The organism is Leptolyngbya sp. GB1-A1, assembly GCF_039962475.1.
GTDB lineage: Bacteria > Cyanobacteriota > Cyanobacteriia > Elainellales > Elainellaceae > Leptolyngbya_A.
Genome location: NZ_JAMPLI010000006.1, coordinates 143509 through 168787, shown reverse-complemented (window position 1 = coordinate 168787; position 25279 = coordinate 143509). Strand labels below are relative to the sequence as shown.

Annotated in this window: 28 protein-coding genes; 19 read left to right on the top strand and 9 right to left on the bottom strand. The window is 52.2% G+C overall.

What is annotated here, in order from left to right; all coding sequences use genetic code 11:
• Positions 1 to 25: 25 nt before the first annotated feature.
• Both NDI45_RS09140 and NDI45_RS09135 read right to left on the bottom strand, forming a co-directional pair.
• On the bottom strand, positions 26 to 532 hold the full coding sequence (locus NDI45_RS09140; protein ID WP_190790946.1) for an aspartyl/asparaginyl beta-hydroxylase domain-containing protein: 507 nt from the start codon (positions 530 to 532) through the stop codon (positions 26 to 28).
• 50 nt (positions 533 to 582) lie between these two features.
• Positions 583 to 801 carry a hypothetical protein gene (locus tag NDI45_RS09135; RefSeq protein WP_190790945.1) on the bottom strand — a complete coding sequence of 73 codons (219 nt, stop codon included), beginning with the start codon at positions 799 to 801 and terminating at the stop codon, positions 583 to 585.
• A gap of 280 nt (positions 802 to 1081) precedes the next feature.
• Between NDI45_RS09135 and NDI45_RS09130 the strand changes: the two genes are divergently transcribed.
• From NDI45_RS09130 to NDI45_RS09105, 6 genes are all read left to right on the top strand, one after another.
• On the top strand, positions 1082 to 1927 hold the full coding sequence (locus tag NDI45_RS09130) for a methyltransferase domain-containing protein (RefSeq protein WP_348247115.1): 846 nt from the start codon (positions 1082 to 1084) through the stop codon (positions 1925 to 1927).
• Between the two features lie 106 nt (positions 1928 to 2033).
• Entirely contained in the window at positions 2034 to 2975 is a 942-nt protein-coding gene (locus tag NDI45_RS09125; RefSeq protein WP_348247157.1) for a homogentisate phytyltransferase, read from the top strand.
• A gap of 32 nt (positions 2976 to 3007) precedes the next feature.
• Entirely contained in the window at positions 3008 to 3454 is a 447-nt protein-coding gene (locus NDI45_RS09120; RefSeq protein WP_348247114.1) for a ribonuclease III domain-containing protein, read from the top strand.
• Between the two features lie 273 nt (positions 3455 to 3727).
• Complete coding sequence (locus NDI45_RS09115) at positions 3728 to 4729, top strand: M20/M25/M40 family metallo-hydrolase (RefSeq protein WP_348247113.1); 1002 nt, start codon at positions 3728 to 3730, stop codon at positions 4727 to 4729.
• A complete protein-coding gene (locus NDI45_RS09110) occupies positions 4689 to 5693 on the top strand; it encodes a hypothetical protein (protein WP_348247112.1) in 1005 nt (334 codons plus the stop codon). Before NDI45_RS09115 ends, NDI45_RS09110 begins: the two co-directional genes overlap by 41 nt.
• 305 nt (positions 5694 to 5998) lie before the next feature.
• Entirely contained in the window at positions 5999 to 6625 is a 627-nt protein-coding gene (locus NDI45_RS09105; protein WP_190790940.1) for a TMEM165/GDT1 family protein, read from the top strand.
• Here NDI45_RS09105 and NDI45_RS09100 read toward each other — a convergent pair.
• On the bottom strand, positions 6597 to 7532 hold the full coding sequence (locus tag NDI45_RS09100) for a zinc ABC transporter substrate-binding protein (protein WP_199296429.1): 936 nt from the start codon (positions 7530 to 7532) through the stop codon (positions 6597 to 6599). The two genes, NDI45_RS09105 and NDI45_RS09100, sit on opposite strands and share 29 nt — an antisense overlap.
• 245 nt (positions 7533 to 7777) lie before the next feature.
• On the opposite strand from NDI45_RS09100, the gene NDI45_RS09095 reads away from it, so the two are divergent.
• The 3 genes from NDI45_RS09095 (at position 7778) to glmU (ending at position 11039) form a co-directional block, all read left to right on the top strand.
• Positions 7778 to 8521, top strand: a complete 744-nt coding sequence (locus NDI45_RS09095) for a metal ABC transporter ATP-binding protein (protein WP_348247156.1) — start codon at positions 7778 to 7780, stop codon at positions 8519 to 8521.
• Positions 8522 to 8703: 182 nt separating this feature from the next.
• Positions 8704 to 9549 carry a metal ABC transporter permease gene (locus tag NDI45_RS09090; protein ID WP_348247111.1) on the top strand — a complete coding sequence of 282 codons (846 nt, stop codon included), beginning with the start codon at positions 8704 to 8706 and terminating at the stop codon, positions 9547 to 9549.
• A 101-nt stretch (positions 9550 to 9650) separates the two neighbouring features.
• Positions 9651 to 11039 (top strand): bifunctional UDP-N-acetylglucosamine diphosphorylase/glucosamine-1-phosphate N-acetyltransferase GlmU, encoded by a 1389-nt coding sequence (gene glmU / locus NDI45_RS09085; protein ID WP_190790424.1) that lies wholly within the window; start codon positions 9651 to 9653, stop codon positions 11037 to 11039.
• Positions 11040 to 11216: 177 nt separating this feature from the next.
• Here the strand turns inward: glmU and NDI45_RS09080 are convergent, their stop codons facing one another.
• Positions 11217 to 11366, bottom strand: coding sequence for a hypothetical protein (locus NDI45_RS09080; protein WP_190790423.1), 150 nt, complete (start codon positions 11364 to 11366; stop codon positions 11217 to 11219).
• A gap of 20 nt (positions 11367 to 11386) precedes the next feature.
• Here NDI45_RS09080 and NDI45_RS09075 point away from each other — a divergent pair, with 20 nt between their 5' ends.
• Entirely contained in the window at positions 11387 to 12889 is a 1503-nt protein-coding gene (locus NDI45_RS09075; protein ID WP_190790422.1) for a YdiU family protein, read from the top strand.
• A 142-nt stretch (positions 12890 to 13031) separates the two neighbouring features.
• Here the strand turns inward: NDI45_RS09075 and petG are convergent, their stop codons facing one another.
• Complete coding sequence (gene petG / locus NDI45_RS09070; RefSeq protein ID WP_035999205.1) at positions 13032 to 13145, bottom strand: cytochrome b6-f complex subunit V; 114 nt, start codon at positions 13143 to 13145, stop codon at positions 13032 to 13034.
• Between the two features lie 376 nt (positions 13146 to 13521).
• On the opposite strand from petG, the gene NDI45_RS09065 reads away from it, so the two are divergent.
• On the top strand, positions 13522 to 13863 hold the full coding sequence (locus NDI45_RS09065) for a cytochrome c (RefSeq protein WP_347277824.1): 342 nt from the start codon (positions 13522 to 13524) through the stop codon (positions 13861 to 13863).
• Between the two features lie 377 nt (positions 13864 to 14240).
• Positions 14241 to 14852 (top strand): transcriptional repressor LexA, encoded by a 612-nt coding sequence (gene lexA / locus NDI45_RS09060; protein ID WP_190790419.1) that lies wholly within the window; start codon positions 14241 to 14243, stop codon positions 14850 to 14852.
• Positions 14853 to 14911: 59 nt separating this feature from the next.
• On the opposite strand, the gene NDI45_RS09055 is transcribed toward lexA, so the two are convergent.
• On the bottom strand, positions 14912 to 16336 hold the full coding sequence (locus NDI45_RS09055) for a serine hydrolase (protein ID WP_348247110.1): 1425 nt from the start codon (positions 16334 to 16336) through the stop codon (positions 14912 to 14914).
• Positions 16337 to 16669: 333 nt separating this feature from the next.
• Positions 16670 to 17461, bottom strand: coding sequence for an RNA methyltransferase (locus NDI45_RS09050; protein ID WP_348247109.1), 792 nt, complete (start codon positions 17459 to 17461; stop codon positions 16670 to 16672).
• 141 nt (positions 17462 to 17602) lie between these two features.
• Here NDI45_RS09050 and NDI45_RS09045 point away from each other — a divergent pair, with 141 nt between their 5' ends.
• The 6 genes from NDI45_RS09045 to nadC all read left to right on the top strand — a co-directional run bounded on the left by NDI45_RS09045 (position 17603) and on the right by nadC (position 22057).
• On the top strand, positions 17603 to 17824 hold the full coding sequence (locus NDI45_RS09045; protein ID WP_348247108.1) for a DUF2256 domain-containing protein: 222 nt from the start codon (positions 17603 to 17605) through the stop codon (positions 17822 to 17824).
• Positions 17825 to 17916: 92 nt separating this feature from the next.
• Complete coding sequence (locus NDI45_RS09040) at positions 17917 to 18873, top strand: isoaspartyl peptidase/L-asparaginase (protein ID WP_348247107.1); 957 nt, start codon at positions 17917 to 17919, stop codon at positions 18871 to 18873.
• Complete coding sequence (locus NDI45_RS09035; RefSeq protein ID WP_348247161.1) at positions 18803 to 19285, top strand: hypothetical protein; 483 nt, start codon at positions 18803 to 18805, stop codon at positions 19283 to 19285. The genes NDI45_RS09040 and NDI45_RS09035 overlap by 71 nt, the downstream gene beginning before the upstream one ends.
• Before the next feature lie 287 nt (positions 19286 to 19572).
• Positions 19573 to 20520 carry a GDP-mannose 4,6-dehydratase gene (locus NDI45_RS09030; protein ID WP_348247155.1) on the top strand — a complete coding sequence of 316 codons (948 nt, stop codon included), beginning with the start codon at positions 19573 to 19575 and terminating at the stop codon, positions 20518 to 20520.
• A 317-nt stretch (positions 20521 to 20837) separates the two neighbouring features.
• Entirely contained in the window at positions 20838 to 21131 is a 294-nt protein-coding gene (locus NDI45_RS09025) for a DUF2470 domain-containing protein (protein WP_190794545.1), read from the top strand.
• Positions 21132 to 21163: 32 nt separating this feature from the next.
• Positions 21164 to 22057, top strand: a complete 894-nt coding sequence (gene nadC / locus NDI45_RS09020; protein WP_348247106.1) for a carboxylating nicotinate-nucleotide diphosphorylase — start codon at positions 21164 to 21166, stop codon at positions 22055 to 22057.
• Positions 22058 to 22104: 47 nt separating this feature from the next.
• On the opposite strand, the gene NDI45_RS09015 is transcribed toward nadC, so the two are convergent.
• Together NDI45_RS09015 and NDI45_RS09010 are read right to left on the bottom strand one after the other, a co-directional pair.
• Positions 22105 to 22986 (bottom strand): C39 family peptidase, encoded by an 882-nt coding sequence (locus NDI45_RS09015; RefSeq protein ID WP_348247105.1) that lies wholly within the window; start codon positions 22984 to 22986, stop codon positions 22105 to 22107.
• Positions 22987 to 23269: 283 nt separating this feature from the next.
• A complete protein-coding gene (locus NDI45_RS09010) occupies positions 23270 to 23395 on the bottom strand; it encodes a hypothetical protein (protein ID WP_277879273.1) in 126 nt (41 codons plus the stop codon).
• 1 nt (position 23396) lies between these two features.
• On the opposite strand from NDI45_RS09010, the gene argS reads away from it, so the two are divergent.
• Complete coding sequence (gene argS / locus NDI45_RS09005) at positions 23397 to 25154, top strand: arginine--tRNA ligase (protein WP_348247154.1); 1758 nt, start codon at positions 23397 to 23399, stop codon at positions 25152 to 25154.
• Positions 25155 to 25279: the final 125 nt, after the last annotated feature.

The window sequence follows — 25279 nt, the reverse complement described above, 5'->3', positions numbered from 1 at the left end:
GTGGTAACCCGTTCGGGCAATGGGGCTAGGCGGCTAGAAAGCCAGGCGGAGCCTTAAAGTCAAGCAGCAGCACATCGCGATGGCGATCGCTCAAATTCCACGCCTCATGCTCGGAGGTGTCATCAAACACAAGGCACTTGCCTTCTTTCCACAATCGCACTTCGTTTGCCACTCGCAGAGCGCACCGAGGCGGCACATCCAGACCCAGATGGCAGCGCAGCACACCGCTCGGTCTGCCCGAATGGGGCACAATATGCGCTCCGGGAGCCAGCCGCGAAAAGCCCGCCGTGATCATGCCGGGAATTTGCTTCACCAGCCGCGCGGTCTGCGGACAAAGCTCACAGTTGAAGTCAATCTTGACCCCGACAAAGTACAGCCCAAACACATCCCAGCCCGTCCGTTTGTCGAGCAAATATCGCTCTGGATAGGGAATGAAGTCTTGGCTTGGCAGTTGACTCAGCTCGTACTGAATAACCTTCCAGTTGTCTTCCAGCAGCGTAACGAAGTCAAATTGGTTCGCGTCGTAATACATCAGCGGTTCCTCATCGGCTATTCTTCTCCGGCACTATTCTTGATCGGGCACTATTCTTGATCGGGCAGGATTGGCTTCCACAGAATCAAGCCCACCACAAAGCGAATCCGATTCTTCCAGCTCCGAATCCGCGTTGCCATCCGCACCACAAACTGAACGTAGCCAAGTCCCTGCTTGATGTCTTCCTTCAGCGTTTGCTTTGAGGCAGGCGATCGCGGTGGTGGACCTTCCGTGCCGGGTTCAAAAATCCATTGATCTGGCGAGTGCATGAGCAGTTTCGTTTCCTCAATAAAGTTCGTTTAGACGTTTGAGCAGTGTGCAATGTTCTACATCGCTCCCTCAATCCCCCATGGTTTGGCTTGTCGCTCTAAAAGAGCGAGGGGACTTTGCAACCCCGGGATCAATAGATTCCCCTTGAAATTGGGAGGGTAAGGGGACGGTTTGGGTCTCAGCAATGACTTCTCAAACATCCTCTAAACTAAGCAAGAGATACCAGAATGCCGATCCGCTTGGCAACTTTCATTTATCAGCTCATTGGACAGATAAGACATGACCCTAACCCTTCAGCAGCAGATTCAGCAGTTTTACGACACTTCTTCCGGCCTGTGGGAGCAGATTTGGGGTGAACACATGCACCACGGCTATTACGGTGCATCGGGACAGGAGCGCAAAGACCGCCGACAGGCACAGATTGACTTAATCGAAGAATTGCTGAAGTGGGCAGACGTGCAGCAGGCAAGCCAGATCCTCGACGTTGGCTGTGGCATTGGCGGCAGCTCTCTTTACCTGTCAGAAAAGTTTAACGCGCACACCACCGGAATTACCCTTAGCCCCGTGCAGGCAAACCGCGCCGCAGAACGGGCGAAAGCCGCAGGACTCAGCGATCGCACCCAGTTTCTCGTCGCAGATGCCCAGCAACCCCCCTTTCCCGACAATTCGTTTGACTTTGTTTGGTCACTGGAAAGCGGCGAACATATGCCCGACAAACAAAAATTTGTGCAGGAGTGCTATCGCGTCCTCAAACCGGGCGGCAAGTTTCTCATGGTGACTTGGTGCCATCGCCCCACTGGGAATCAGCCCCTCACCCCCGACGAACAAAAGCACCTGCAGGACATCTACCGCGTCTACTGTCTGCCTTATGTCATTTCCCTGCCGCAGTACGAAACGATCGCCCGCGAGACCGGATTCCAGAATCTCCAAACCGCCGACTGGTCTGCTGCCGTTGCCCCGTTCTGGGATATCGTGATCGACTCTGCCTTCACCCCTCAAGCAATCGTCGGCTTACTCCTCTCTGGTTGGACTACGATCCAAGCTGCTTTCTCTCTGGGGCTGATGAAACGCGGCTACGAACGAGGTTTAGTCCGCTTCGGCTTACTCCAAGCTACCAAACCCTAACCCCTCGCCCCTTTTCACTTCCATTCCTTCAACATCTTTTTATGCCACGATCGCATATCCGGCTCTGGAATCTCGTAGAATCATGCCGATCCCCAAAAACAACTCCATGAGCCAGATTTCGCCACCCCGCCCGTCTCGATCGAACTTAATGCAACGCCTTCCCTGGATTTATGCCTTTTGGAAATTCAGCCGTCCCCACACCATCATTGGCACGACGCTCAGCGTTTTTGGACTGTATGCGATCGCCTTTGCGCTAAATCCTGCTTCTCTATCGTTGCCCTTGCTGCCCCTGTTGACGTGTCTGTGTGGCAATGTCTACATTGTGGGACTCAATCAGCTTGAGGACGTGGCGATCGATCGCATCAACAAACCCCATTTGCCCCTGGCATCGGGCGAGTTTTCCCGCCGAGAGGCACAGGCAATCGTTCTGACGACCGGACTGCTGGCATTGGGTTTGTCTGCGGTGCAGGGTGTGTTTTTGCTGGCGACCGTGTGGCTCAGCGTGGCGATCGGAACTGCCTATTCGCTGCCCCCGTTCCGGCTCAAGCGGTTTCCGTTCTGGGCATCGGTCTGCATTTTTACGGTGCGCGGGGCGATCGTGAATCTGGGTTTATTCCTGCACTTTAATCAGCAGTTGGGCGGCAGTTTTGGGGTTCCGGCTCCGGTTTGGGCACTGACGCTGTTTGTGCTGGTGTTCACGTTTGCGATCGCGATTTTCAAAGACATTCCCGATCTAGAGGGCGATCGGCTCTACCACATCACTACGTTTACAATGCGGCTGGGACAAAAGGCGGTGTTCAAGCTGGCACTTTGGGTCATTACGCTTTGCTATAGCGGCATGATCGTGGCGGGTACATTGCTGCCGAATGTCAGTGCCCTTTTCCTGATCCCCACCCACGTTCTGGCTCTGGTTGCGCTCTGGGTGTTAAGCAGCCGTGTGGACTTACGCGAAAAGCAATCGATCGCCCAGTTTTATCAATTCATTTGGAAGCTGTTTTTCCTGGAATATCTGGTGTTTCCGGCTGCCTGTTTGCTGCATCAAGGCTAAGTTTTCGCGCTTGAGGAATTTTTGGGAATGGCATGGCGATCGAACAAAATCTCGGCTATTTCTTCTTCGACAAAGAGATCCTGAAACAGGCACTCACAACCCCCGCCTACGCGATCGAGCATCAGCTTCCGGGCAATCAGACTGTTTATCAAGTCCTGGGCGATCGACTGATTCAAATGGTCGTGATCGAACTGTTGATTCGCTATGGCTACTCCGAGGCAGACGACCTCGAATCCTGGTTGAGTCAGCTTGTCAACCCGGAAACCTTGAGCCAGATTGCTCAATTCCTCCAGATCGATCGTTTTTTGCGCCTCAGCAGCGATGAACAAGCCAGCGACACCCTGCCCGACCCCGCTATGCTGTCAGCGACCTTTCAAGCAACGATCGGCGGCGTTTATTTTGATGGTGGATTTCGATCGGCAAGCGAAGTCGTGAAGCGATTGTTTGAATCGTCTTTCGCTCAGCCAGAGCAAGAGTAAAGGACTTGCGCTGATGCCATTAAGATACCATTGAAACGATGAGTGAAAATTCTATATCTGAATGCCTTCCCTGGGCTGCTTAACAGGTATTCCAGATGCTCCATTACCCCAGGCTAAATTGTCCCCAGAATTGAGAGATTTACCCAAGGGGATCATCGCTGAATCACACCCTATTACAGGAGATTGATCTTAGACTTTAGACGATGAAGCCGCTTCCAGAGCGGCAATATCTTGAACGATCGGCTCGATCGGCAAATCAACGGGAGGAATGCCATGAGGCGACGCTGGCTTGGAGTGCTGCTGTTTTTGGTGACGATCGCTGCCGTTTTGCTGGGCTGGGGACTGCACCCGCAAAGATTCCTTCCCCTTGCCAGAGAAGTTGAGTACTCGTCGCCGTTTCGAGTCTCTAGCGATATGCCCCTTGTCTTGCCTCGATCGAATTCCGATCGCCTGATTGCCGATGTTGAGCAACTGGCATTTGTGCGGCATGAGGCAGCCGATCGTGCCCGTGCCCGCAGCTATATTGTGCAGCAGCTTCAGTCCGCAGGCTGGCAGGTGCAGGAGCAGCCCTTTGGCGAGGGTGGTGTGAATCTGGTGGCAGAGCGTCCTGGAAATGGCTCAACTGCTGGCGTGATTTTGCTGGGCGCACACTACGATACAGTCGAAGATTCCCCTGGAGCAGACGACAACGCCACCGCAGTCGCAACCCTTTTGGAAACCGCCAGGCTCTTCCAGCAAAAGCAAACCCCGCGTTCGCTGCGGTTGGTCTTTTTTGACCTTGAAGAAGCAGGTCTGCTAGGCAGTGAAGCCTACGTGCAGCAGCTTCAGTCGGAGCCAACTTTTGATGGGGCAGTGATTCTCGATATGCTGGGCTACGCCTGCCAAACTCCTGGCTGTCAAACTTTTCCGAGTGTGTTGCCGATTGCCCCACCCACCGATCGCGGTAATTTTTTGGGGGTGATTGGCGATCAGGGCCATCCTGCCCTGACCCAGAGTTTTACCGATGCTAATCAGCCAAACCTGCCGCAGGTGTTAACGCTATCGGTTCCCACCATGGGACGCTTTACGCCTGACCTGGTTCGCAGCGATCATGCTCCTTTCTGGCGATCGGGGCGCGGTGCAGTGCTGGTCACGGATACTGCAAACTTTCGCAATCCCCACTACCATCAGCCAAGCGATACCCCAGAGACGATCGATCGCGACTTTTTCCTGGGTTCAGCCCAAACTGTGATCAATGCGATCGCCATTTTGCTGCAAGGTGCGATCGGCAATTAGCGTGAACGGTCGCCGAATCTCGTATGCTATGGATGGAAAATTTGCTTTCCGCGCTGCTGTTCAGGGTCATACTATGTTGTCGCAGGAAATCCTTGCGCTTGCTCAACAAGGTCATTCGATCGCCATTGCGACGCTGCTGAACTACGTAACCCGATCGCACGGAGTCAAGGCAAAAGTCCAGCGTCAGAATCGCTGTTTGCACGTTTTGCTGGAGGCGCAGCAGCTTCTTGATCAGGAGAAAGCGATCGCCTTTTTGCAGCGTATTCTAAGCGTCTTGAATGTTCAGTCGATTCAAACCATCATGGTTTATAGTCGTCGCCAAGGGGAGACTCACCTTGACTGGCGGCAGACGATTCAGTTTCCTTTTCCTTCCTCCTTCGAGCCGTCTTTGCTCGATACCTCTTTTTCTGAACCACCCGATCTGCTTTTGTCCGATTTGCCCCTGCCTCGGAGAAATTCTGTGACTCAAGCCTCTAATTCTTTCCCGGAATCCCTAGAGCCTGCTTCCCCTGCCCCGATCGACGCTCCAACAGAGCTTCAAACCGAAGATGAGCAGAGCTTTACGGTTCAGCATTCTGCGTTTGATACGCGATCGCCAGCCTCTCCACAACCTTTAGAAGAAGTGTCCTACGCTGCGGCTGCGAATTCTCCTTTTCCTGACCTGTCCGGCTCTGATGATCTGCTGGAGACACCAGACGTGCTCAAGCGTCCAGAGTCCGTGATTTTTTTGCTGTTCATTAGCCTGTTTGTCTTCTGGGATGCCTACGTCGATTTTCTGGAAGCAGATTTCTCACCGGGAGCCACAGCTATTTCTGCCAGTCAGCTTGCTCGTCGCTTGAAGGTTAGCCGCAAAACCATTCGGCGCAGAAAACGTGAACCCGATTTTTCTACCTGGACTCAAAGCCTTGACCCGGATCAAATTGCCTGGGTTTATCGAAAAGGCTATTACCTGTCGCAGTCCTGAACTTTGACTTTCTCTGCCCCAGGACTTAGGATAGAAACAAATGAAGGGGAGTAGCTGCTGGCTTTTAGAGTTTGCTTCTGAATGACCTTTGAATTGCTTCAGGAAGCGACTATCTCTGCAAGCTAAGTGAGTTTGAGTCAACATACTGGTGATGAACCTGGCTCAAACGCAAAAGCAAAAGTTTTTGATTAGCGAGACCTTCACTAAGTTCACAAATTGATGTGAGCTGGTGAAGTGTTTTATCCTCATCACGCTCCGTCAGCCGTGACGTCGATCACTGACTGAATCGAGAGGAGCAACTGAGGATGTTAACCGGATTTACTGCGGCTCTGCTGCTAATTACTGTTTCCGAGCTGGGTGACAAAACGTTCTTCGTTTCTGCAATCCTGGCAATGCGTCACCCCCGTCGCTGGGTATTTCTGGGTGCAGTTTTAGCATTAGCCGCAATGACCGTTCTCTCGGTGCTGCTGGGACAGTTCGCAACTCTGCTGCCGGAAATCTACGTGCGCTGGGGCGAAATTCTGCTGTTTCTCTGCTTTGGGCTAAAGCTGCTCTACGACGCTCGCCAAATGTCGCCCAATGGCTGTTTAGCAGAAGAGCAGGAAGCCGCCGAAACGGTGATGGAAGCCGAGTCCAAGATCAAGCCGCGCCGATCGCTGGGGGTTGTCTCTCAGGCGTTTGGACTGACTTTTTTGGGGGAATGGGGCGATCGCACCCAGATCACGACGATTGCGCTGGCAGCGGCAAATCATCCGATAGGCGTTTCGCTGGGAGCCATTCTGGGTCACGCACTTTGTGCCCTGATTGCAGTGCAGTGCGGCAAGTTTTTCTGTGGGCGCGTCTCCGAACAGAAACTGACGGCGATCGGCGGCGGCTTATTTCTCCTGTTTGCTTCGATGAGCTTTACTCGGCTGATGGGCTGGGTGGGGTAAACGGGGTATAGCGTCCGCCCAGGTTTTCGACGATCGCTTTAGTATTTGCCACCATCATTTTGATGTAGCTATCGCCATCGCTGCCCGGTGCACCGATCGAGTCGGAGTAAAGCTTTTGGGGAGCCAATTTCACGCCCGATTCTTCGGCAACGGTGGTAATGAGCTGCGGATTGATCGTGGTTTCAGCAAAGATGCTGGGAATCCCCAAGCCTTTCACTGACTCGACTAACTTTTGAACCGTCTGGGCACTGGGCTGCTCTTCGGTACTGATGCCAATGAGGGTTCCTGGCACGGTCAAGCCATAGACACGCGCATAGTATTGAAAGGCATCGTGGGTTGTAACGAGTTTACGGCGATCGGGCGGAATTGTCGCGACCTGCTGCTGAATCCAGGTATGAAGCTGCTCTAGTTCCACGATGAGTCGATTGGCATTTTGGGTAAACTGCTCGCGATCGTCCGGCGAGAGTTCGATCAGCGCGTCCCGAATTGCCTGCACCATCTCGATCGTATTCTCTGCACTGCCCCAAACGTGGGGATCGGGAACTGTTTGCCCATCCTTTTGCAGGTCTAGCGGTTTGATCACTTCTCCGACCGCCACTTTTTTAGCGTTTGCTCCTGCGCCTTCTAGCAGACGAATCAGCCCCGGTTCCAGGTTAAAGCCGTTGTAGAGGATGAGCTGCGCTTCTTCCATTGCCTGGGAGTCGGTTGGAACTGGCTCATAAACGTGTGGGTCATCTCCTGGCTTTAAGATGCTGGTCAGATCAATTTCGCTGCCGCCAATTTCAGTCGTCCAGTCGCTAATCATGGTGCTGGTCGAGACGACGTTTGGCTTGCCGTCCTCGGCTGTGGACTGATTTGAACCGCATCCGGTTAAACCCATTACCCCGATCACTATCCAAAGAAGCATATAGCGAGATAGAGCTTTTGCCCCTTTTCCTGCCCGAAACCGTCCGTTATCTCTATCCCTTGATTGCATCAGTTCCTTTCCCATGACGGACTACAGCCTTTTCACATTGGTTTCATAATCTATGGTAGATTCGATCATATTGCGTTTTCATATTCTTCTCATTTTTCCTCCTCACGCTGCTGCTTATGACTGCCCTACACCCGACTGCCCGCTTCCAATCCTCTGCTCGTCGGTCTGCTCGACCTATGACTGCACCCCACGTCATCGCAGTTGAGCATTTGAGCGTTCAGTATCAGTCTGTCCGGGCACTTCAGAATGTCAGCTTTACGATGACCCCCGGACACCTGGTTGGTATTTTTGGACCTAATGGCGCAGGCAAAAGTACGCTGATCAAAGCCATGCTGGGCTTAATTCCCACGGTGTCTGGCTCCGTTTTTTATGGCGATCGCCCCCTTGCCGACCAGAAAGAGCGCGTTGCTTATGTCCCCCAACGATCGCAGATTGACTGGACCTTTCCGGCAACGGTCTGGGATGTGGTGCTGATGGGCAGAGTTCGCAAAATGGGCTACCTGAATCGGTTTTCAGTCACTAGTCGGCAGGCGGCTGCCGAAGCACTGGAACGAGTCGGAATGTCGCAGTTTCGCAATCGGCCTATCGGTCAGCTATCGGGCGGACAGCAGCAGCGCGTGTTTCTTGCCCGCTCTCTGGCACAGGAAGCAGATGTATTTTGCTTTGATGAACCCTTTGTCGGCATCGACCAAAAGACCGAAGACCTGCTGTTTGGCATCTTCCGGCAGCTTGCCGATCGCGGAAAAACCGTCCTCGTCGTTAATCACGATCTGGGCGAATCAATTACCCACTTCGACCGGCTACTGCTGCTAAATCGTGAACTGATTGCTTGCGGCGATTGGAATCAAGTGCTCACGGTTGAAAATATGACTCGTGCCTACGGCGGTCATGTAAGCTTCTTTGGCAAACAGGCTGCGTAGTTTCTTGATGGGAAAGCGTTTTTGAGAAGTCTCAAATTCCCTACCGTGCCCCCCAATTCCCCAACTTTGCGGGACTTTGAGAATCCTGAAGCGAGCCGGGTTCTCCCAAACTTGACCTGCCAGGGGAAGGGTTCGGATCACAGTTTTTACCCTCTTACTGCTCGAAATATCGAACGTTTTCTATGCTTTCCCTCTTGCTCGACCCACTTCAGTACGGCTTTATGCAGCGATCGCTCGTGGTCGCAATTATTGTTGGAGTCCTCTGTTCGGTAGTTGGCAGCTATCTGGTAGTGCGACGGATGGCGTTACTGGGGGATGCAATTAGTCACTCGCTGCTGCCCGGACTAGCGATTGCCTTTATTGTGGGCGCAAATTTGTATTTGGGGGCGTTTGTAGCGGCGTTGCTAAGTGCGGTGATTATTAGCTGGATTCATACCCGCTCGCCGATCAAAGAAGATGCCGCAATGGGCATTGTCTTTTCTGCCTTTTTCGCACTAGGAGTGACGCTCATTACGGTCGTCCAGAAGTCCAACAAAATCGACCTGAACCATTTTCTGTTTGGCAATATTCTGGGCGTGACTCAGTCAGAAGTTCGGGATACGGCGATCATCGCTGTCCTGGTGCTGCTGGCGATCGTTCTTTTTTATAAGGAACTGCTGTTTTTTAGCTTCGACCCGCTTGGGGCACAGGCGACGGGTTTGCCGACCAACTGGTTTGACACAGGCTTGATGATTTTGTTTGCCCTTACTGTTGTTGCCAGCATGAAAGCAGTCGGCGTCATTCTGGTTCTGTCGCTGCTGATCACGCCTGCTGCCACTGCTTATTTGCTCGTGCCGCGACTGCATCAGATGATGCTTGTGGGTGGGGCGATCGGCACTGTGTCGAGCCTGAGTGGGATGTATTTCAGCTATTACTACAATTTGCCTTCTGGTGCAGCGATCGTTCTGGTTGCGTCGGTGCTGTTTTTCCTGGCACTGCTGCTCAGTCCAAGCCAAGGAATTTTGGTGCGGGCATTTCAGCGAGCGTAAAAACCAGACAAAGCCAGCCAATTTTTTGGTTGCCCTTGCTGAAATCGGGTCAGAACCAGCTATACTCCGTTGGATGTGATCTCAGCAGGCAAGCATTACGAATGGTCGCGGTAGCAATTCTGGCGGCAGGGCGAGGGACTCGGATGAAGTCTCGTTTGCCCAAAGTGCTGCATTCTCTTGGTGGACGATCGCTTTTGGAAAGGGTTTTGGACGGCACGACAGAAATTCAGCCGAGCCGCCGTCTGGTGATTGTTGGGTATGGGGCAGAGCAGGTGAGTCAGGCTCTCGCCCATGTACCGGATGTGGAACTGGTTGAACAGCGAGAGCAGCTTGGAACTGGACACGCCGTTCAGCAGCTCATTCCTCACCTGGAAGGGTTTGAAGGAGATTTACTGGTACTTAATGGCGATGTGCCGCTGCTACGTCCTAAAACGCTCGGTGCTTTGCTTCAAACGCATCAAACGCATCAAAACGCTGCTACTATTCTCACGGCTCAGATTGCTAATCCCAAGGGCTACGGCAGAGTGTTCTGCGATAGCGAAAATCGGGTAACGCAAATTGTAGAAGACCGGGACTGTACGCCTGCTCAACGGCAAAACCAGCGCATTAATGCCGGAATCTACTGCTTTAACTGGTTAAAGCTGGCGGAAGTATTGCCCCTGCTTCAGAGCAACAACAATCAGCAGGAATACTATCTTACCGATGCCGTGACAGCAGTCTCGCCCGTGATGGCAGTGGATGTCGAAGACTATCAAGAAATTCTCGGCATTAACGATCGCCAGCAGCTCGCCGATGCCTATGAGATTCTGCAAACGCGCATCAAGCAGGAGTGGATGACAGCCGGAGTAACGCTGATCGATCCGGGCAGCATTACGATCGATACTGAAGTGCAGCTCGAACCGGACGTGATCATTGAGCCGCAAACCCATCTGCGCGGCAAAACCGTGATTCGATCGGGCTGTCGGATTGGTCCGGGTAGCCTGATTGAAAACAGCGAGATTGGTGAGAATACTACTGTTCTGCTTTCAGTGGTAAGCGATAGCAGGGTGCAAGCAAATAGCCGGATTGGTCCGTATACCCATTTGCGCGGTCATGTGGAAGTAGGACAAGGCTGCCGAATTGGAAACTTTGTCGAGCTGAAAAATTCGCGGCTGGGTGAGCAAACGAACGTGGCGCATCTCTCCTACCTGGGGGATGCGAGTTTGGGAAATCGGGTCAATATAGGAGCAGGTACAATCACGGCAAATTATGACGGTGTACAAAAGCACCGAACCGAGATCGGCGATCGTTCCAAAACTGGATCAAATAGTGTGCTGGTCGCGCCCGTGACCTTGGGGGCAGATGTGACCGTCGCTGCTGGCTCGGTTGTGACTGAAGATGTACCCCACGACGCGCTGGTGATCGCCCGTGCCCGTCAGGTCGTTAAGCCAGGCTGGAAATTGAATCGATCGGGGTATGCTGAACAGCAACCGGAACAGCAAGCAGAGTGACTTAGGGCAAAAAATTTCCCCTACCTGTGAAACTTTTTCGTAGATTTACAGAAAAAAATTAAATAGGGGGTTACGCCCCTCACCCCTTTAGTGCAATAATCTGTTATGTAGATGCACCCTGATGGTTGGGAGAGTTTTCCAAATGGCTCTCCCTTTTTTCTTGCTTACTTTTCCTGGCTACTTTAGCCTGACTACTTTTCCCAACTGCTTTTCCTGCCCAATTTCAGACTGTGGCAAAAGGTCAGCAGAAAGCATTAGTTGAGCCAATTGATCGGACACTAGACTGAAAGAAGGGGCAAAGCCCTGCTGCTCATCAAAGTCGTTCATTAAAGTCTGGTGTGTCGTCCATGTCTGTCAATATGCCTGCCGATCGTTCTGCGAATTTATCGGGGAATTCAATTCTGTCACTTCCCTATGAGCCCGCCTTTGAGCGGTTAGGGGAAGACTACTTCGATGGGGTAGCTGCGGCAAAGTTTCCCCAACAGATTTTGCGGTTTCGTAACGATGATGTGTTGCGTCAGCTTGGGCTCGACCCGCAGCAGGTGACCGATGCTGATTTCATTGAGGCGTTTGGGCGGTTTGAGGGGCGTTCTCCATTCCTGGCAATGCGCTATCACGGCTACCAGTTTGGGGAGTATAACCCGCAGTTAGGCGACGGGCGCGGCTTTCTTTATGGGCAGGTGCGTGGGATTGACGGTGCGCTTTACGACTTTGGCACAAAAGGATCGGGCAGAACTCCCTACTCTAGAGGCGGTGATGGACGCTTGACCCTGAAAGGCGGAGTACGGGAAGTGCTGGCGGCGGAAATGCTGCATCAGCTGGGTGTCAGAACCTCGCGCTGTCTCAGTCTGGTGGAAACCGGAGAAGGGCTATGGCGCGGTGATGAACCGTCTCCGACCCGATCGTCTGTGATGATTCGTTTTTCTCGATCGCATATTCGATTTGGCACCTTTGAGCGGCTGCACCATCTCGGACGCAAAGATTTGATTCAGAAATTGCTGGATCACGTTCTGGAAATTTACTATCCCCACCTGAAAGGACAGGAAAACGCTTACTTGCAGTTCTATACCGAACTGGTCGAGCGAGTGGCAGATCTCACCGCACAGTGGATGTCGGTCGGCTTTTGTCATGCCGTTCTCAACACAGATAATATGTCCGTCACGGGCGAAAGCTTCGACTACGGACCCTATGCCTTTATTCAGCAGTACGACCCACAGTTTACTGCCGCCTATTTTGACTACTACGGACGCTACTGCTACGCGAACCAGCCCGCCGCTTGCCAGTGGAATCTGCAAATGCTGCAAGTGCCGCTCAAAGCTGTGCTTGATCCATTTGACATGGAAGCTGCCCTCGATCGCTATCACGATCGTTATCAGCACACCTACCGTCAGCGGATGCTGCGAAAATTAGGGTTTGAGATCGGTTTCGATCAGGTTTCCGAAGAAGTTGCCGATGAGCTTTTGCATCTGACTTTGCAGCTTCTCTTTGAAACCAAGCTAGGCTATCACGATTTCTTCCTGGCACTGCGGCAACAGTTTGATCGCTCCTGGCGCGACGCCGCAACCAATATTTTTAACCTGGCAGTCACTCAGGCTCCTGGCGACAAAACCGATGCGGTGGAAAGTCTGCTCGATCGCTGGCGGCAGTTTTACCATCAGGTGTTGAACAGCCTACCCGAATCAGAAATAAGCCGGATCGCCCAACGATTAAGTCAGCACAATCCGGCAACAGTTATTATTCGTCCCGAAATCGAAGCCATCTGGGAACCCATTACCCAGGAAGATAACTGGCAGCCGTTTTATGCACTGCTCGATCGGATTCGATCGTCGGTTGTTTCAGAGGAGATTTGAAAAGTCGGGAGAGTCAAGCGGTGGTTGAACTCTCCCTGGATCCCTCGCATTAATAGGGCGGGCAAACAAGAGCAAGCGAATGAGGGCAAGAATTGGCAGAGCCTTCTTTAGCGTCTTACCGAGTCTAGACTCGCAACGGGGACTAAAGATTGAGCTGGTTGCCTCTCTTGTATTGCAAATAGGCAGCCACAAATAATCCTGCCAGGGTGACAGGAATCAAACCAAGCACAATGCCAGAAAGTAACGGTTCTACCACAGCTTTATCTCCTTATCTCCGTTTGAATTTTAGCAAACAAAGCGACATTGCCGCTTCTTAACGGTTTTTAGTCTTCTTTCATAATCTCCGCGACGGGTTCAATTTAAAATATCCTGAGTAAAATAAAATAAGAAAGCGGTAAACTTTAAGTAGAGCAAGGCTTTCAGGTAATGTGGTGACAAGACTGCCTGCATTTGCTGAGCTTTGATTCCTGAGTAAGAGCTGGGAATATTAAAATATGCTTAGCTATAACGTGAAGTAAGTTAAATTCCTAAAATATATTGTTAGCTCCTGTTTGCCGTTCTCTCCCTTTTTGCCTCTCTTGACTAAAGAGCTTTTGGAAAAACCCCTTACAGCGACCTCGCCCGAGCCGACGGTGCAAAGAACAGTTATCACGCTGTTGGCTGTTCTACTTCTGGTCGTGCTTGCTTTTGTTGGCATTCATCACTTCCGCCATGCTGATCCCTATGTAAGAGATGTCCTATCTCATGCTGGCAATGCCCAACGGGGAGAAGTCATGTTTCAGATGAACTGTGCGAGCTGTCACGGATTTGATGCAAGTGGCTGGGTTGGTCCAAATCTGCATCGCGTTGCTTCTCGCAAGTCGCGAATTGGTCTTATTCATCAAGTTACGAGTGGGTCTACCCCGCCAATGCCTCAGTTTCAGCCAAGTCCTCAAGAAATGGCTGACTTGCTGGAATACCTGGAAAGTTTGTAGATCCTTTTGCCTTTAAAAAAGCCCCTTGCCAGAGCAAAGGGGCATAACGGATCTCAATGAACCTGGTTTTATCCTGCCAGCATCCCGATTTTTTACGCTTTAGGTAGAAGTAGGTTTAGCAATTGGTCGGTTGAACCGAGGGGTTTACCCTTGAAAAAAGCCAAATTTGCTGGACTTGAAGTAGGACAGTTGGCTGAACTGTCTGGCAGGGCAATGCTCGCACGATCGCCTTCGATGCAGACCCCAAACCGTTCTGGTGATACAAATCTACAAAAAAGAAATTCCCTGAAGGACTGGACAAAGGCGGCAGTTTAGTGGTACATCTGTTCCAGGAATGATCTGTTTGTCCTACAACCAGCCTACCAACCTATCAACCTATGGAATCCCTAACAGAAGTCCAGCAGCAGCTTTTTGACTGGCTGGTCGACTACATCAAAGAAAATCAGCATTCCCCTTCAATTCGGCAAATGATGCGAGCAATGGGGTTAAAATCTCCTGCTCCAATTCAAAGTCGTTTAGAACATCTGAGAGCCAAAGGATACATCGACTGGACCGAGGGTAGGGCCAGAACGATTCGCATCCTCAAGCCGCAGGGACTTCCGATTTTAGGAGCGATCGCTGCTGGCTCTGTTGTTGAATCTTACACGGACTCTGTCGAACAGCTAGACTTTTCCTGCTCGTTGCTCAAGCCGGGGGACTACGCACTGCGAGTCCGGGGAGACAGTATGATTGGAGCCTTAATTGGCGAAGGAGACGTGGTCATTATGCGTCCTGTGCAAGACCCGAAGGCACTCAAAAACGGGGCGATCGTCGCAGCACGGGTCAACGGAGATGGCACAACGCTGAAGTACTATCATCGTAAAGGCAATCAAGTCACGCTCAAGCCGGCAAACCCAAACTACAACGTGATCGAGGCTGCTGCGACTGATGTTGCAGTACAGGGATTGCTCGTTGCCGTCTGGCGGGGCTATAGCCACCTGGCATCTTAACGAAAATCCTGAGTCAATCCCTGTAAGCAAAAAAGCCTGCAATGACCCATCCTGCTGGATCATTCTTGAGCGGTAGGACTGGGACTTGCGGGTACACCTCCCTCAGACGGTGCAGCATTGAGTGCGTCCGGGGCAGATTCTGGTGTCGTAGCCTCGGCGGGTGCTGTGGAAGAAATTGGAGCAGCGGCAGTCTGGGCAGTAGGCTGGTCGAGATAATCATAGACCGTTGCGGCGATCTGACGAATTAGCTCTTGAGCGCGATCGTCATTGTGCGGACGCTTCACCATCGCAGTAATCGCATAGCGTTTGCCGCTGGGCATATCGATTAGCCCTGTATCGCCGACAAGGGAGCCGATGTCACCTGTTTTATGGGCGATCGTTGCCCCTGCCCCTAAAGAAGTAGGCAGCAGTGTATCGGTTAACGTTCCCTGCATAATCGCGATTGCACGATCGCGTGACTTCATCGACAGCAGCTCACCCTGACTCAGCAGCGACATCACCGCCGCAAGTTCCTTAGGAGAGGTCGTATTCGTTCCTTCCAGATCGGGCAGCACGTTGCGAACGGTGGTTTGCTCTAAGCCCCACTCCTTAAATCGCTGGTTTACAGCTTCGATGCCGCCCAGTCGCCGCAGGATCATGTTAGTTGCCGTGTTGTCGCTAATCACGATCATGTTGGTCGCCGTTTCCAGTGCCGTAAACTCTGAGCCAACGGGCAAATACTGCATATCGCCTGATCCCGTTGCAATATCGTTTTGCTGCATCGTTAGCATTTCATCGAGCCGAATTTTGCCCGCATCAACATCCTGAAAAAAGGCAATCAGGAGCGGCACTTTGATCATGCTGGCGGCAGCAAAGGTTGTTGTTCCGTTCAGGCTGTAGTAGTTGCCGCTGTCGAGATCGGCAAGAAAGACACCGGGCGCGAGATCGGTCAGGTCTTTGGTCAAAGGCTGGATTCTGGCTGCCAGTGTGGTCATTTCTTGACCCGGTTTAAAGGCATTGTGAATTGAGGTATTTGCAGGAGCTGCCTGGGCGTTACTGCTTCCCGAGGCGACGTTTTCCTGGTTTGCCTGCGCCGATCGCACCGTGGGTTCCCAAATTGAGAGCGCAGTTCCGGCAATTGCCCAAATTCCAACGCCTAGAATCAGCAGCCGGATTCCCTGCATTAAAGGAGGGGTAGGGCGACGCTTGGGGTGAGGTTTGCGCGTTCGACGCGACTGTGAACCGGGAACTGAATCAAGAGCTGGGTCAGCCGGAATTTGCGATCGCCGAGATAATTCATTCGGACGAGCAGGCATCGAACGAGCCGGAGAAGATGGGCGGCTTGGTTTGGCTCGGTTTGGGTTAAACCCAACAGCGGGCGAAGAACGAGTTGTCGATTGCTCTGATTTAACTTCTGAAGCCGAAGCAGGCGACACGCGGCGAGAACGACGGCGAGATGGGCGACGACGCTGCGACTCTTGGGGGCGATAGCTTGGTTCAAGCACGGGCAATACCTCGACAACAGGTAGATAAAGAGAGTTCTTACATTTAGCGGAGTGCGCCTGGAATAAGGAATTCTCGCTGGTAGCAGTACTCTAGGGGAATGAATGCTGAGCGGATTATCCTACCGGAGCAGATTTTTAAGCGAACCTTAACGCTATATCTAGAGTTTCGCTGTTTATTTTTAATCGTTATTTACGAATCTGACAAGCACTTAACGCATAGAAATTTTTGAAGAGGATATGGAGGAATTTCTGCGAGAGGATATAAGCCCTCCAAGATTAAACGATGCAGCTTTGGAGCAAAACGGTGCTTCACAAAAGTTCAAGCAGACTTATTCAGGGGGCTTCAGACGATTTTTCTTGCCCTAAAGCCCACTCTGCCTGACGCAAGATTCCGCGTAGCATTGCCACTTCTTCTGAAGAAGGGAGCGATCGCCCCAACAGTCTGCGAAATTTTTCCATCCGGCTAGGTGCAGTATGGGGATAAAGATAGCCAATCTTCAGCAGCAGTGCCTCTAACTGCTGGTAGTACGCTTCCAAAGTTTCAAACGTTGGCGGAGGTTCTGAAGCGGCAGCGATCGTCGGAGGAACTGCTGGCAGGGCTGAGAAGGACGGCAGCTTGAGCGTTAAATAAAGCTCGTAGCAGCAAATTGCAGCCGCTTGCGCCAGATTGAGCGATTCATATTCTGAGCTGGCAGGGATGCAGACGAGCCGTTGGGCATAGTTCAATTCCTGGTTCGTGAGTCCCCGGTCTTCCCGTCCAAAAATGAGCGCAGCATTGGCTGAAGAACCCGTTTGGAAATCAGCAGGAACCAGCCAGGACAGCGCATTTCGGGGTGGCTCTAGCGGCATCTTCAGCGTTGTGTCACTGCGACCCGTAGTGGCAATAACCCGATGACAGTCCTGCAAAGCTTCTGGTAAGGTCTGCACTCGCAGTGCGGCTTCCAGCACATCGGCAGCATGGACCGCCATTTTCCTTGCCTCGTCACCCAGGGGATCACATTGTGGATTCACCAGCACCAGCTGTCGTAGCCCCATGTTTTTCATAATGCGAGCTACTGATCCCACGTTCAAAGCTCCCGCAGGCTCCATTAGCACAATTCGTATGCCCGATAAATCATGTGGCATCAATATAGATCAAAAATTCAGAATCTTCAAAATTGGAAATTGAGATGAAACCATCTCGCTCTCTGATATCTTCTATCTTTTACTCGCTACGATCGATGACGTATCAATATCGAAATGAATCAACGGAATCTTTAACAACCGATGGCAAAATCGCGATCGAAATCTGATCTCCCGATTAAAATCTGTCCTGTGTGCGGTCGTCCCTTTGCTTGGCGCAAAAAATGGGCAGACTGCTGGGACGAGGTGAAATACTGCTCCGATCGCTGTCGGCGACGACGCCCATCGACAAAGCCAGACGAAGCAGATACTGGAAGCGTGACAGATGCAGATTCGTTTACCGTTTGCTTTGCCATTTCCAGGTAGGATTAGCGATTAGGATTTCGATCACAGGCTTCCGCCAGAGGCGTAGCAATCCAGAGGCGTAATAATAGGGTTTAACCAGGGGATTTTCAACGATGTCGATCGTAGATGGACAGCCCAAGCTCATCATTCATGGAGGTGCGGGCAGTTCGCTCAAGGGGGAAAAAGGAGCGGATTTGGTGCGTCAGTCGCTCTACCAGGTAATCGATGCGGTTTACGACAAATTGCTGTCGGGCTTGGATGCGAAATCTGCGGTGATTCTGGGCTGTCAGCTTCTAGAAGACGATCCCCGCTTTAATGCCGGAACCGGATCGGTGCTTCAGTCCGACGGGCAGATTCGCATGAGTGCTTCTTTAATGGATGGCAATGCCCAACGCTTTAGCGGCATTATCAACGTGTCGCGAGTGCAAAACCCAATTCAGCTCGCGCAGTTTCTCCAGAGCTCAGACGATCGCGTGCTGTCAGACAATGGCGCAATGGAGCTGGTGCGCGAACTGCAACTGCCTGCCTACGATCCCCTGACCAAGCTGCGGCTTCAGGAATGGATTCTGGAGCGTGAAGGCAATTTTGACAAAGCGATGGCGGGCGTGGTTGCCGAAAAAGAGCTGGTGAGCGAGGCCGGACGCGGGACGATCGGGGTGGTAGTTCGCGATGCCGCTGGGCAGCTTGCCGCAGGCACTTCCACAGGCGGAAAAGGCTTTGAGCGAATTGGACGAGTCAGCGATTCTGCGATGCCTGCTGGAAATTATGCCACTGCCGACGCTGCCGTAAGCTGCACCGGAATTGGCGAAGACATTATCGAAGAGTGCCTTGCTGCCCGTATTGTGATTCGCACCACCGATGGCTTGCCGATCTCTGGTGCCTTCGATCGCTCCTTCCGGGAGGCACATCAGCGAAACCGCGACCTGGGTGCGATCGGGATCGATGCCACGGGAACGATCGCCTGGGGCAAAACCAGCGAAGTGCTGCTGGCGGCTTATCATGACGGTGAAACGATCGGCGATACGCTCGACATGGCTCGATCGATGGGCACGGGCAGCCGATTGGCTTAGATCAGCTCAGGGCAGGAGCAAAGGAGCAGAAATGCCGCTTTTATTGGTTTGTGTGGTGCTGTTTTTTGGTGTAGCGCAGTTCTACCAGTGGTCGAATGGGCTAGACAGCTTGCCCTTTCCCGTTTTGTTGCTGGCTGGGGCAGCGTTGGCGATCGTTTCTAATCTCAGTCAGCGCGATTCGCAATCGATTTCTTCATCGTCTGAGGCTGCTTCAGTTCCCGTTCAACAGGCTACCGCTCCTGCCCCTACGCTGCCGCCGGATATTCGCCCGGTGGCTGAACTTCGCCCCAAAGCTGAACCTCAGCTTCCCCAATTTGAACCGTCGATCGCGCCTCAAGCTGAAAAATCCATCTCGTTTACGCTCAATCCAGCATCTGCTCGAACAAGAGAATCAACCGCATCACCCGAATAATAAGCTGGGGTGGCAACGTAAATCCGAGGAGCAACAGAAGCAATTTGTTGCCCAGTGAGTTGATCGGGGCACTTTAGGCTGAGAGGTGATTTGAGCAGTGTTCGAGGTGCTACATTGCTCCCTTAGCATTGCCCCCTCAATTCCTAAACCTGGGAAATTTTGAAACCCGAAAGCAAGTCGGTTCCTTCTAGAATTGACCCGTTAGAGGGGCGATCGAAGCCAGCACGGTCGCTTGTCAAACCGTCTCTTAACCTCATAAAGTTGCCCTACGGATTGCCCTACCTATGGTGAAGACAGCCCTTATCTGCGGAATCTCAGGACAGGACGGAGCTTATCTAGCTCAACTGCTGCTGAGTCATAGCTATACTGTGGTCGGCACATCGCGGGACGCCCAAATTTCTACGTTTCGCAATCTGGTACGGTTGGGAATTCGTGATCGCGTCAAAACCTGCTCAATGGCACTCAACGACTTTCGCAGCGTGCTTCAGGTAATTAACAAAGTGCAGCCGGATGAAATTTACAATCTGGCAGGGCAAACCTCGGTTGGACTCTCGTTTGAGCTGCCTGTAGAAACGATGGAAAGCATTACGCTGGGCACGCTCAATCTGCTGGAGGCGATTCGCTTTATTAATGCCCCAATTCGGCTCTACAATGCGGGGTCGAGCGAATGTTTTGGCGATACGGGCACAGCACCCGCCGATGAAACGACTCCCTTTCGTCCGCGTAGCCCCTATGCAGTGGCAAAGGCAGCGGCTTTCTGGCAAGTGGCAAACTACCGCGAGGCATACAATCTGTTTGCTTGCTCTGGCATTTTGTTTAACCACGAATCGCCTCTGCGTCCCAAACGCTTTGTGACGCAAAAAATTGTGCAGGCAGCGGCAGACATTGCGGCAGGTCGAGCCGAGAAACTGTCTTTGGGCGATATCTCGATTCGGCGGGACTGGGGTTGGTCGCCGGAATATGTGGAGGCCATGTATCAAATGCTGCAACAGGAGCAACCGGACGACTTTGTGATTGCCACTGGACAGACCCATAGCTTGCAGGAATTTGTGGCTGAAGTGTTTGATTACCTGGGTTTAGACTGGCACGATCGCGTGGAAGTCGATCGCAGTTTGTTTCGCCCCACGGATATCGCCGTGAGCTGCGGCAATGCAGCCAAAGCAAAGCAAAGGCTGGGCTGGCAGGCAAAGTACACGATGAAGGATGTGGCACATCTGATGGTGGATGCGCTGTAGGGGCTGCCAATCGATCGGGTTGGGTTGGAGAAGATTGGGCTGGAAAAGATTAGGCTGGAAAAGATTCTGCAAATTTCTCGGTCGGGACAACCCGTTTGATAATGTAAGGATGTTGCTTGTGCTGCGGAATTCATGCAAAAGCTGAAAGATGCTGTCAACGTCCTGATTTTCCTGGCTCTGATTGGTTTTATTGCCAGCAGCCTGTTTCGGATTACCGTTTTCTTTTTGCACGGCAGCTAATCGTAGCTCAGTTCATCTGACAGTAAGTTTTGCAAAATTCTGTCCATTGTTTACCTCATTTCAAAACCAGAGCTTTTATGTCTGACGCTTTCTCTCCAGCCATTAGCGATCGCATTTGCGCTCACATGAATGATGACCACAAGGATGCTGTAATCCTCTACGCTCAGGCGTTTGGCAGCGTGGATGATGTCACCGCAGCCCGGATGCAGAAAATCGACGCTGAAGGAATGGATTTACTGGTCGAGTCGAACGGAGCAGAAATGCCGCTACGGGTCACATTTGATCACACGCTGCAGGACGCTGAGGATGCTCATCACACGCTGATCGGCATGGTGAAGCAGGCGTTGCAGATGATTAGCCCCGCTCACTAAGTAGCGGATTTGGAGATCGCTGGAATGTACCAATGCTAAATACAAGTTCTGCCGTTTTGCCGCCGCCGATTGTGCTTGATCCCCTGCTGCAAAGCTGGCTGCAAGAAGACATTGGACGGGGCGATCGAACGACTCAAGCCCTGATTCCCTCGGCTGAAACCGGAACAGCGCAGTGGATTGTCAAAGAACCAGGCATCGTTGCTGGACTGCCGATCGCCGCACGGGTGTTTCGGCTTTTAGATCCGAACATTCAATTCGAGTCGCGGGGGACAGAAGGGCAGCGGTGCAACCGGGGAGAAACGATCGCCACCATCACAGGCTCTTTTGCCGCTTTGCTGACGGGTGAGCGGGTTGCCCTCAATCTGACCATGCGCCTGAGCGGAATTGCCACGGCAACCAGTCGCTATGTTGATAAAATCGCCGATTTGTCTGCCCAACTGGTTGATACGCGCAAAACGACTCCGGGCTTACGCATTCTCGAAAAATATGCTGCTCAGGTCGGTGGAGCCAGGAATCACCGCATGGGGTTAGACGATGGCGTGATGATTAAGGACAATCACATTGCTGCCGCAGGCGGAATCCGCCAGGCGATCGAGCAAATCCGCACCCGCATTCCCTATCCTTTAACGATCGAGGTCGAAACCGAAACCCTGGCTCAGGTCGAGGAAGCGTTGCAGCACGGCGCAGATATCATCATGCTTGACAATATGCCGCCCGACCAGATGCGTCAGGCAGTACAAAAAATCCGATCGACCAGCAATCGGATCAAGATTGAAGCTTCAGGAAATGTGACTTTGGAAACGATTCGATCGGTTGCCGAAACCGGGGTTGATTTTATCTCCAGCAGTGCCCCGATTACGCGATCGACCTGGCTCGATATCAGTATGCGCCTCAAGCAGGGAATTCCTGATTCCTCACAGGCATAATTCGCGGACTTCCGAGCAGGACCGTTTCACTAGAATCCTGATTTTACTCACGAAACCGCTTTATGGGCGTAGAATAGCCTGCCCCAGCCCGATTGTTCACCCTCAACTAACCAGCGATGATTCAGCACGAATCGCGGATAGACAACGCCCTTGCCGTTTTCGACTGCGCCCGTGTAGCCGCCGTTTGGGTCAAGCAGACTGCCATAAGGATCGTGACAGATGTAGCCATGACTGGGTGTTCTGCCGACGACGACAATCATATGTCCTCCAGTGGGGCTTTGCAGCGTGCCACGATGGAGAATGCCAATGACGATCGGTAATCCAGCTTCCAGGGAGCGATCGAGGTCATCGTATCCGAGGTTGGTGTTCCAGGTCGATTTGATGCCGACTTGTGCCAGAGCTTTGGTTTGTGCCCCGTGATCGGTGGTGTCACCGTACTTGCGAACGATTTGGTAATAGGCATCATCGCCCGAGATCTTCGCGCCCAGAAATCGCGCTACCATTGCACAGCTTGAGGTGTTGCAGGTGCGCTGCGGCTCGTAGAGATTGTTGGTTTGCTCGTAGTAGGGCACATTCAGGCGCAGTTCCCGGTTCTTCCCAGCAGCAGGAATCCGTCCCCACATGCAGGCAAATCCTTCCAGGGTTTTAGGCTGGCTAGTTTGCTGAAGCCATTTCAGCGCAGCGTTTTGGTGCGGACGACCCTGATAAAACCGAAACACCTGCACAAAATCGATCGTCCCTTTCTCTTCCCCGTTACGCCACATTTGCGCGAATTCTGCCTGTCGCTGCTGCCCGGTTGATGCCTGAAGCCACTGAATTAATTTAATTTGCTGTGGATCGCTGCGAAACTGCTTCGCGATTGCAATGAGATCGATTGACGAAACTACGGATGAAACGGCTTGAGCGGGAGAATTGATGCTGGCAACCATAAATGACGTTCAGCCTCTTGAGAAATGGTAGAAATACACCCATCGCGCTTCATGGAAATATGCCTTTTGCAGGTATTTCAGACAGAGCGAAGAATAATTTCACAATAAAAGTCCAATTCTGCTCCTTCCTTCCGTGCATTTTCCGAAATCGCGGCAGGCAAAACAGAAAGAGAACCAATTGTCCCGTAGAATTGCGGCTTTTTGAGAGAATTTATCCAGGATGTGATCACACTGCCTTCCCATCATCAAGCGGTGGAAGCAATCGGGGCGGAGAACAAGTCTATTAACCTTGCCCAAATATGCCAAAGTGCTGAATGATAGAGAGTCGACCCGCCAGAGGCGGCAGCGCGAAGCGATCGCTATCCTGGTAAAGAGACAAAAGCGGCAGTAGTTTTGGCAGGTGAGACATGATGAATGCGACGATCGCCCAGTTAAAGCAGCAGTTTGAGCAGGCATTGGTAGCCGCCTTTGGTGATGAGCTAGCAGGAACCGACCCGGTGCTAGTGCCAACGAGCAACCCAAAGTTTGGCGACTATCAGGCAAATGTGGCAATGTCGCTTGCGAAGAAACTGGGGCAGCCGCCGCGATCGATCGCCGAGCAAATCATTCAACACTTGAGTGTCAGCGAAATCTCTGAGCCGCCTACTGTAGCAGGAGCCGGATTTATTAACCTGACGCTCAAGCCTGCCTACCTGGAATCTCAGCTTCGCCAGATGCAAAACGACGATCGCCTGGGTGTGCCTGAAACAAAGGAACCCCAGCGGACGATCGTAGATTTTTCTAGCCCGAATATTGCTAAGGAGATGCACGTCGGTCATTTGCGATCGACCATTATTGGCGACAGCTTTGCACGGGTGCTGGAATTTCTGGGGCATGATGTGCTGCGGCTCAACCATGTAGGCGATTGGGGCACACAGTTTGGAATGTTGATTACTTATTTGCGTGAGGCGTATCCAGAGGCGCTGACGCAGCCCGAAGCCCTTGATCTGGGAGACTTGACCGCATTTTACAAACAGGCAAAACAGCGATTTGACGAGGATGAAACTTTCCGGGAGACTTCTCGGCTTGAAGTGGTGAAGCTGCAATCGGGTAATCCCGAAACCGTTAAAGCATGGCAATTGCTTTGTGAGCAGTCGCGCCAGGAATTTGAAGTGATTTACAAGCTGCTCGACATTCACATTACGGAGCGGGGCGAATCTTTCTATAATCCGCTGCTGCCTGGAGTCGTCGCTGACCTGGAGAAAGCTGGCTTGCTGGTCGAAGATCAGGGGGCAAAGTGCGTTTTTCTGGAAGGCTTTATGAATAAGGACGGCAATCCGTTACCGCTGATTATTCAGAAATCGGACGGCGGCTATAACTACGCGACGACCGACTTGGCAGCCCTGCGCTACCGGATTCAGCAAGATCACGCCGATCGCATGATTTACGTTACCGATGCCGGGCAGGCAAATCACTTCGCTCAGGTGTTTCAGGTGGCGCGGCGGGCAGACTGGATTCCCGATACGGTGAAATTGGTTCATGTGCCGTTTGGCTTTGTGCAGGGCGAGGACGGCAAAAAATTTAAAACGCGATCGGGTGAAACGGTTCAGCTCAGGTCACTTCTGGATGAGGCGATCGATCGGGCAAGGCAAGATCTCGTTATTCGGCTGCAAGCGGAGGAACGGCAGGAATCAGAGGAGTTTATCAACCACGTCGCTCAGGTGGTGGGCATCAGTGCGGTGAAATACGCTGATTTGAGCCAGAACCGCACCAGCAACTATGTGTTTAGCTATGACAAAATGCTGGCACTTCAGGGCAACACGGCCCCCTACATGCTGTATGCCTATGTGCGAGTGCAGGGCATTAGCCGCAAGGGGGGAATTGATTTTTCTAAGCTGGGAGTCGATGCACCGATCGTCCTGCAAGAAGAAACCGAGCTGGCACTGGCAAAACACCTGCTGCAATTCGACCAAATTCTGAGCGATGTAGAAGCCGAACTCCATGCCAATCGCCTCTGCCAATATCTCTTTGAGCTGAGCCAGAAATACAATCAGTTCTACGATCGCTGCCCTGTTTTGCAGGCAGAAGAACCGCTTCGCACCTCTCGACTTATTCTCTCTGACCTCACCGCCAGAACCATCAAACAGGGACTTACTCTATTAGGAATTCCGGTACTGGAGCGGATGTAGTTTACTGGAGCGGATGTAGTTTAGAGGATATTTGAACAATTCTGGTTGTGACCCAAATCTGATTGTGACCCGAACTGCCCCCTTGTCCCAACTGTGGGAAAATCACTCTCCTTTCAGTTTCAAAG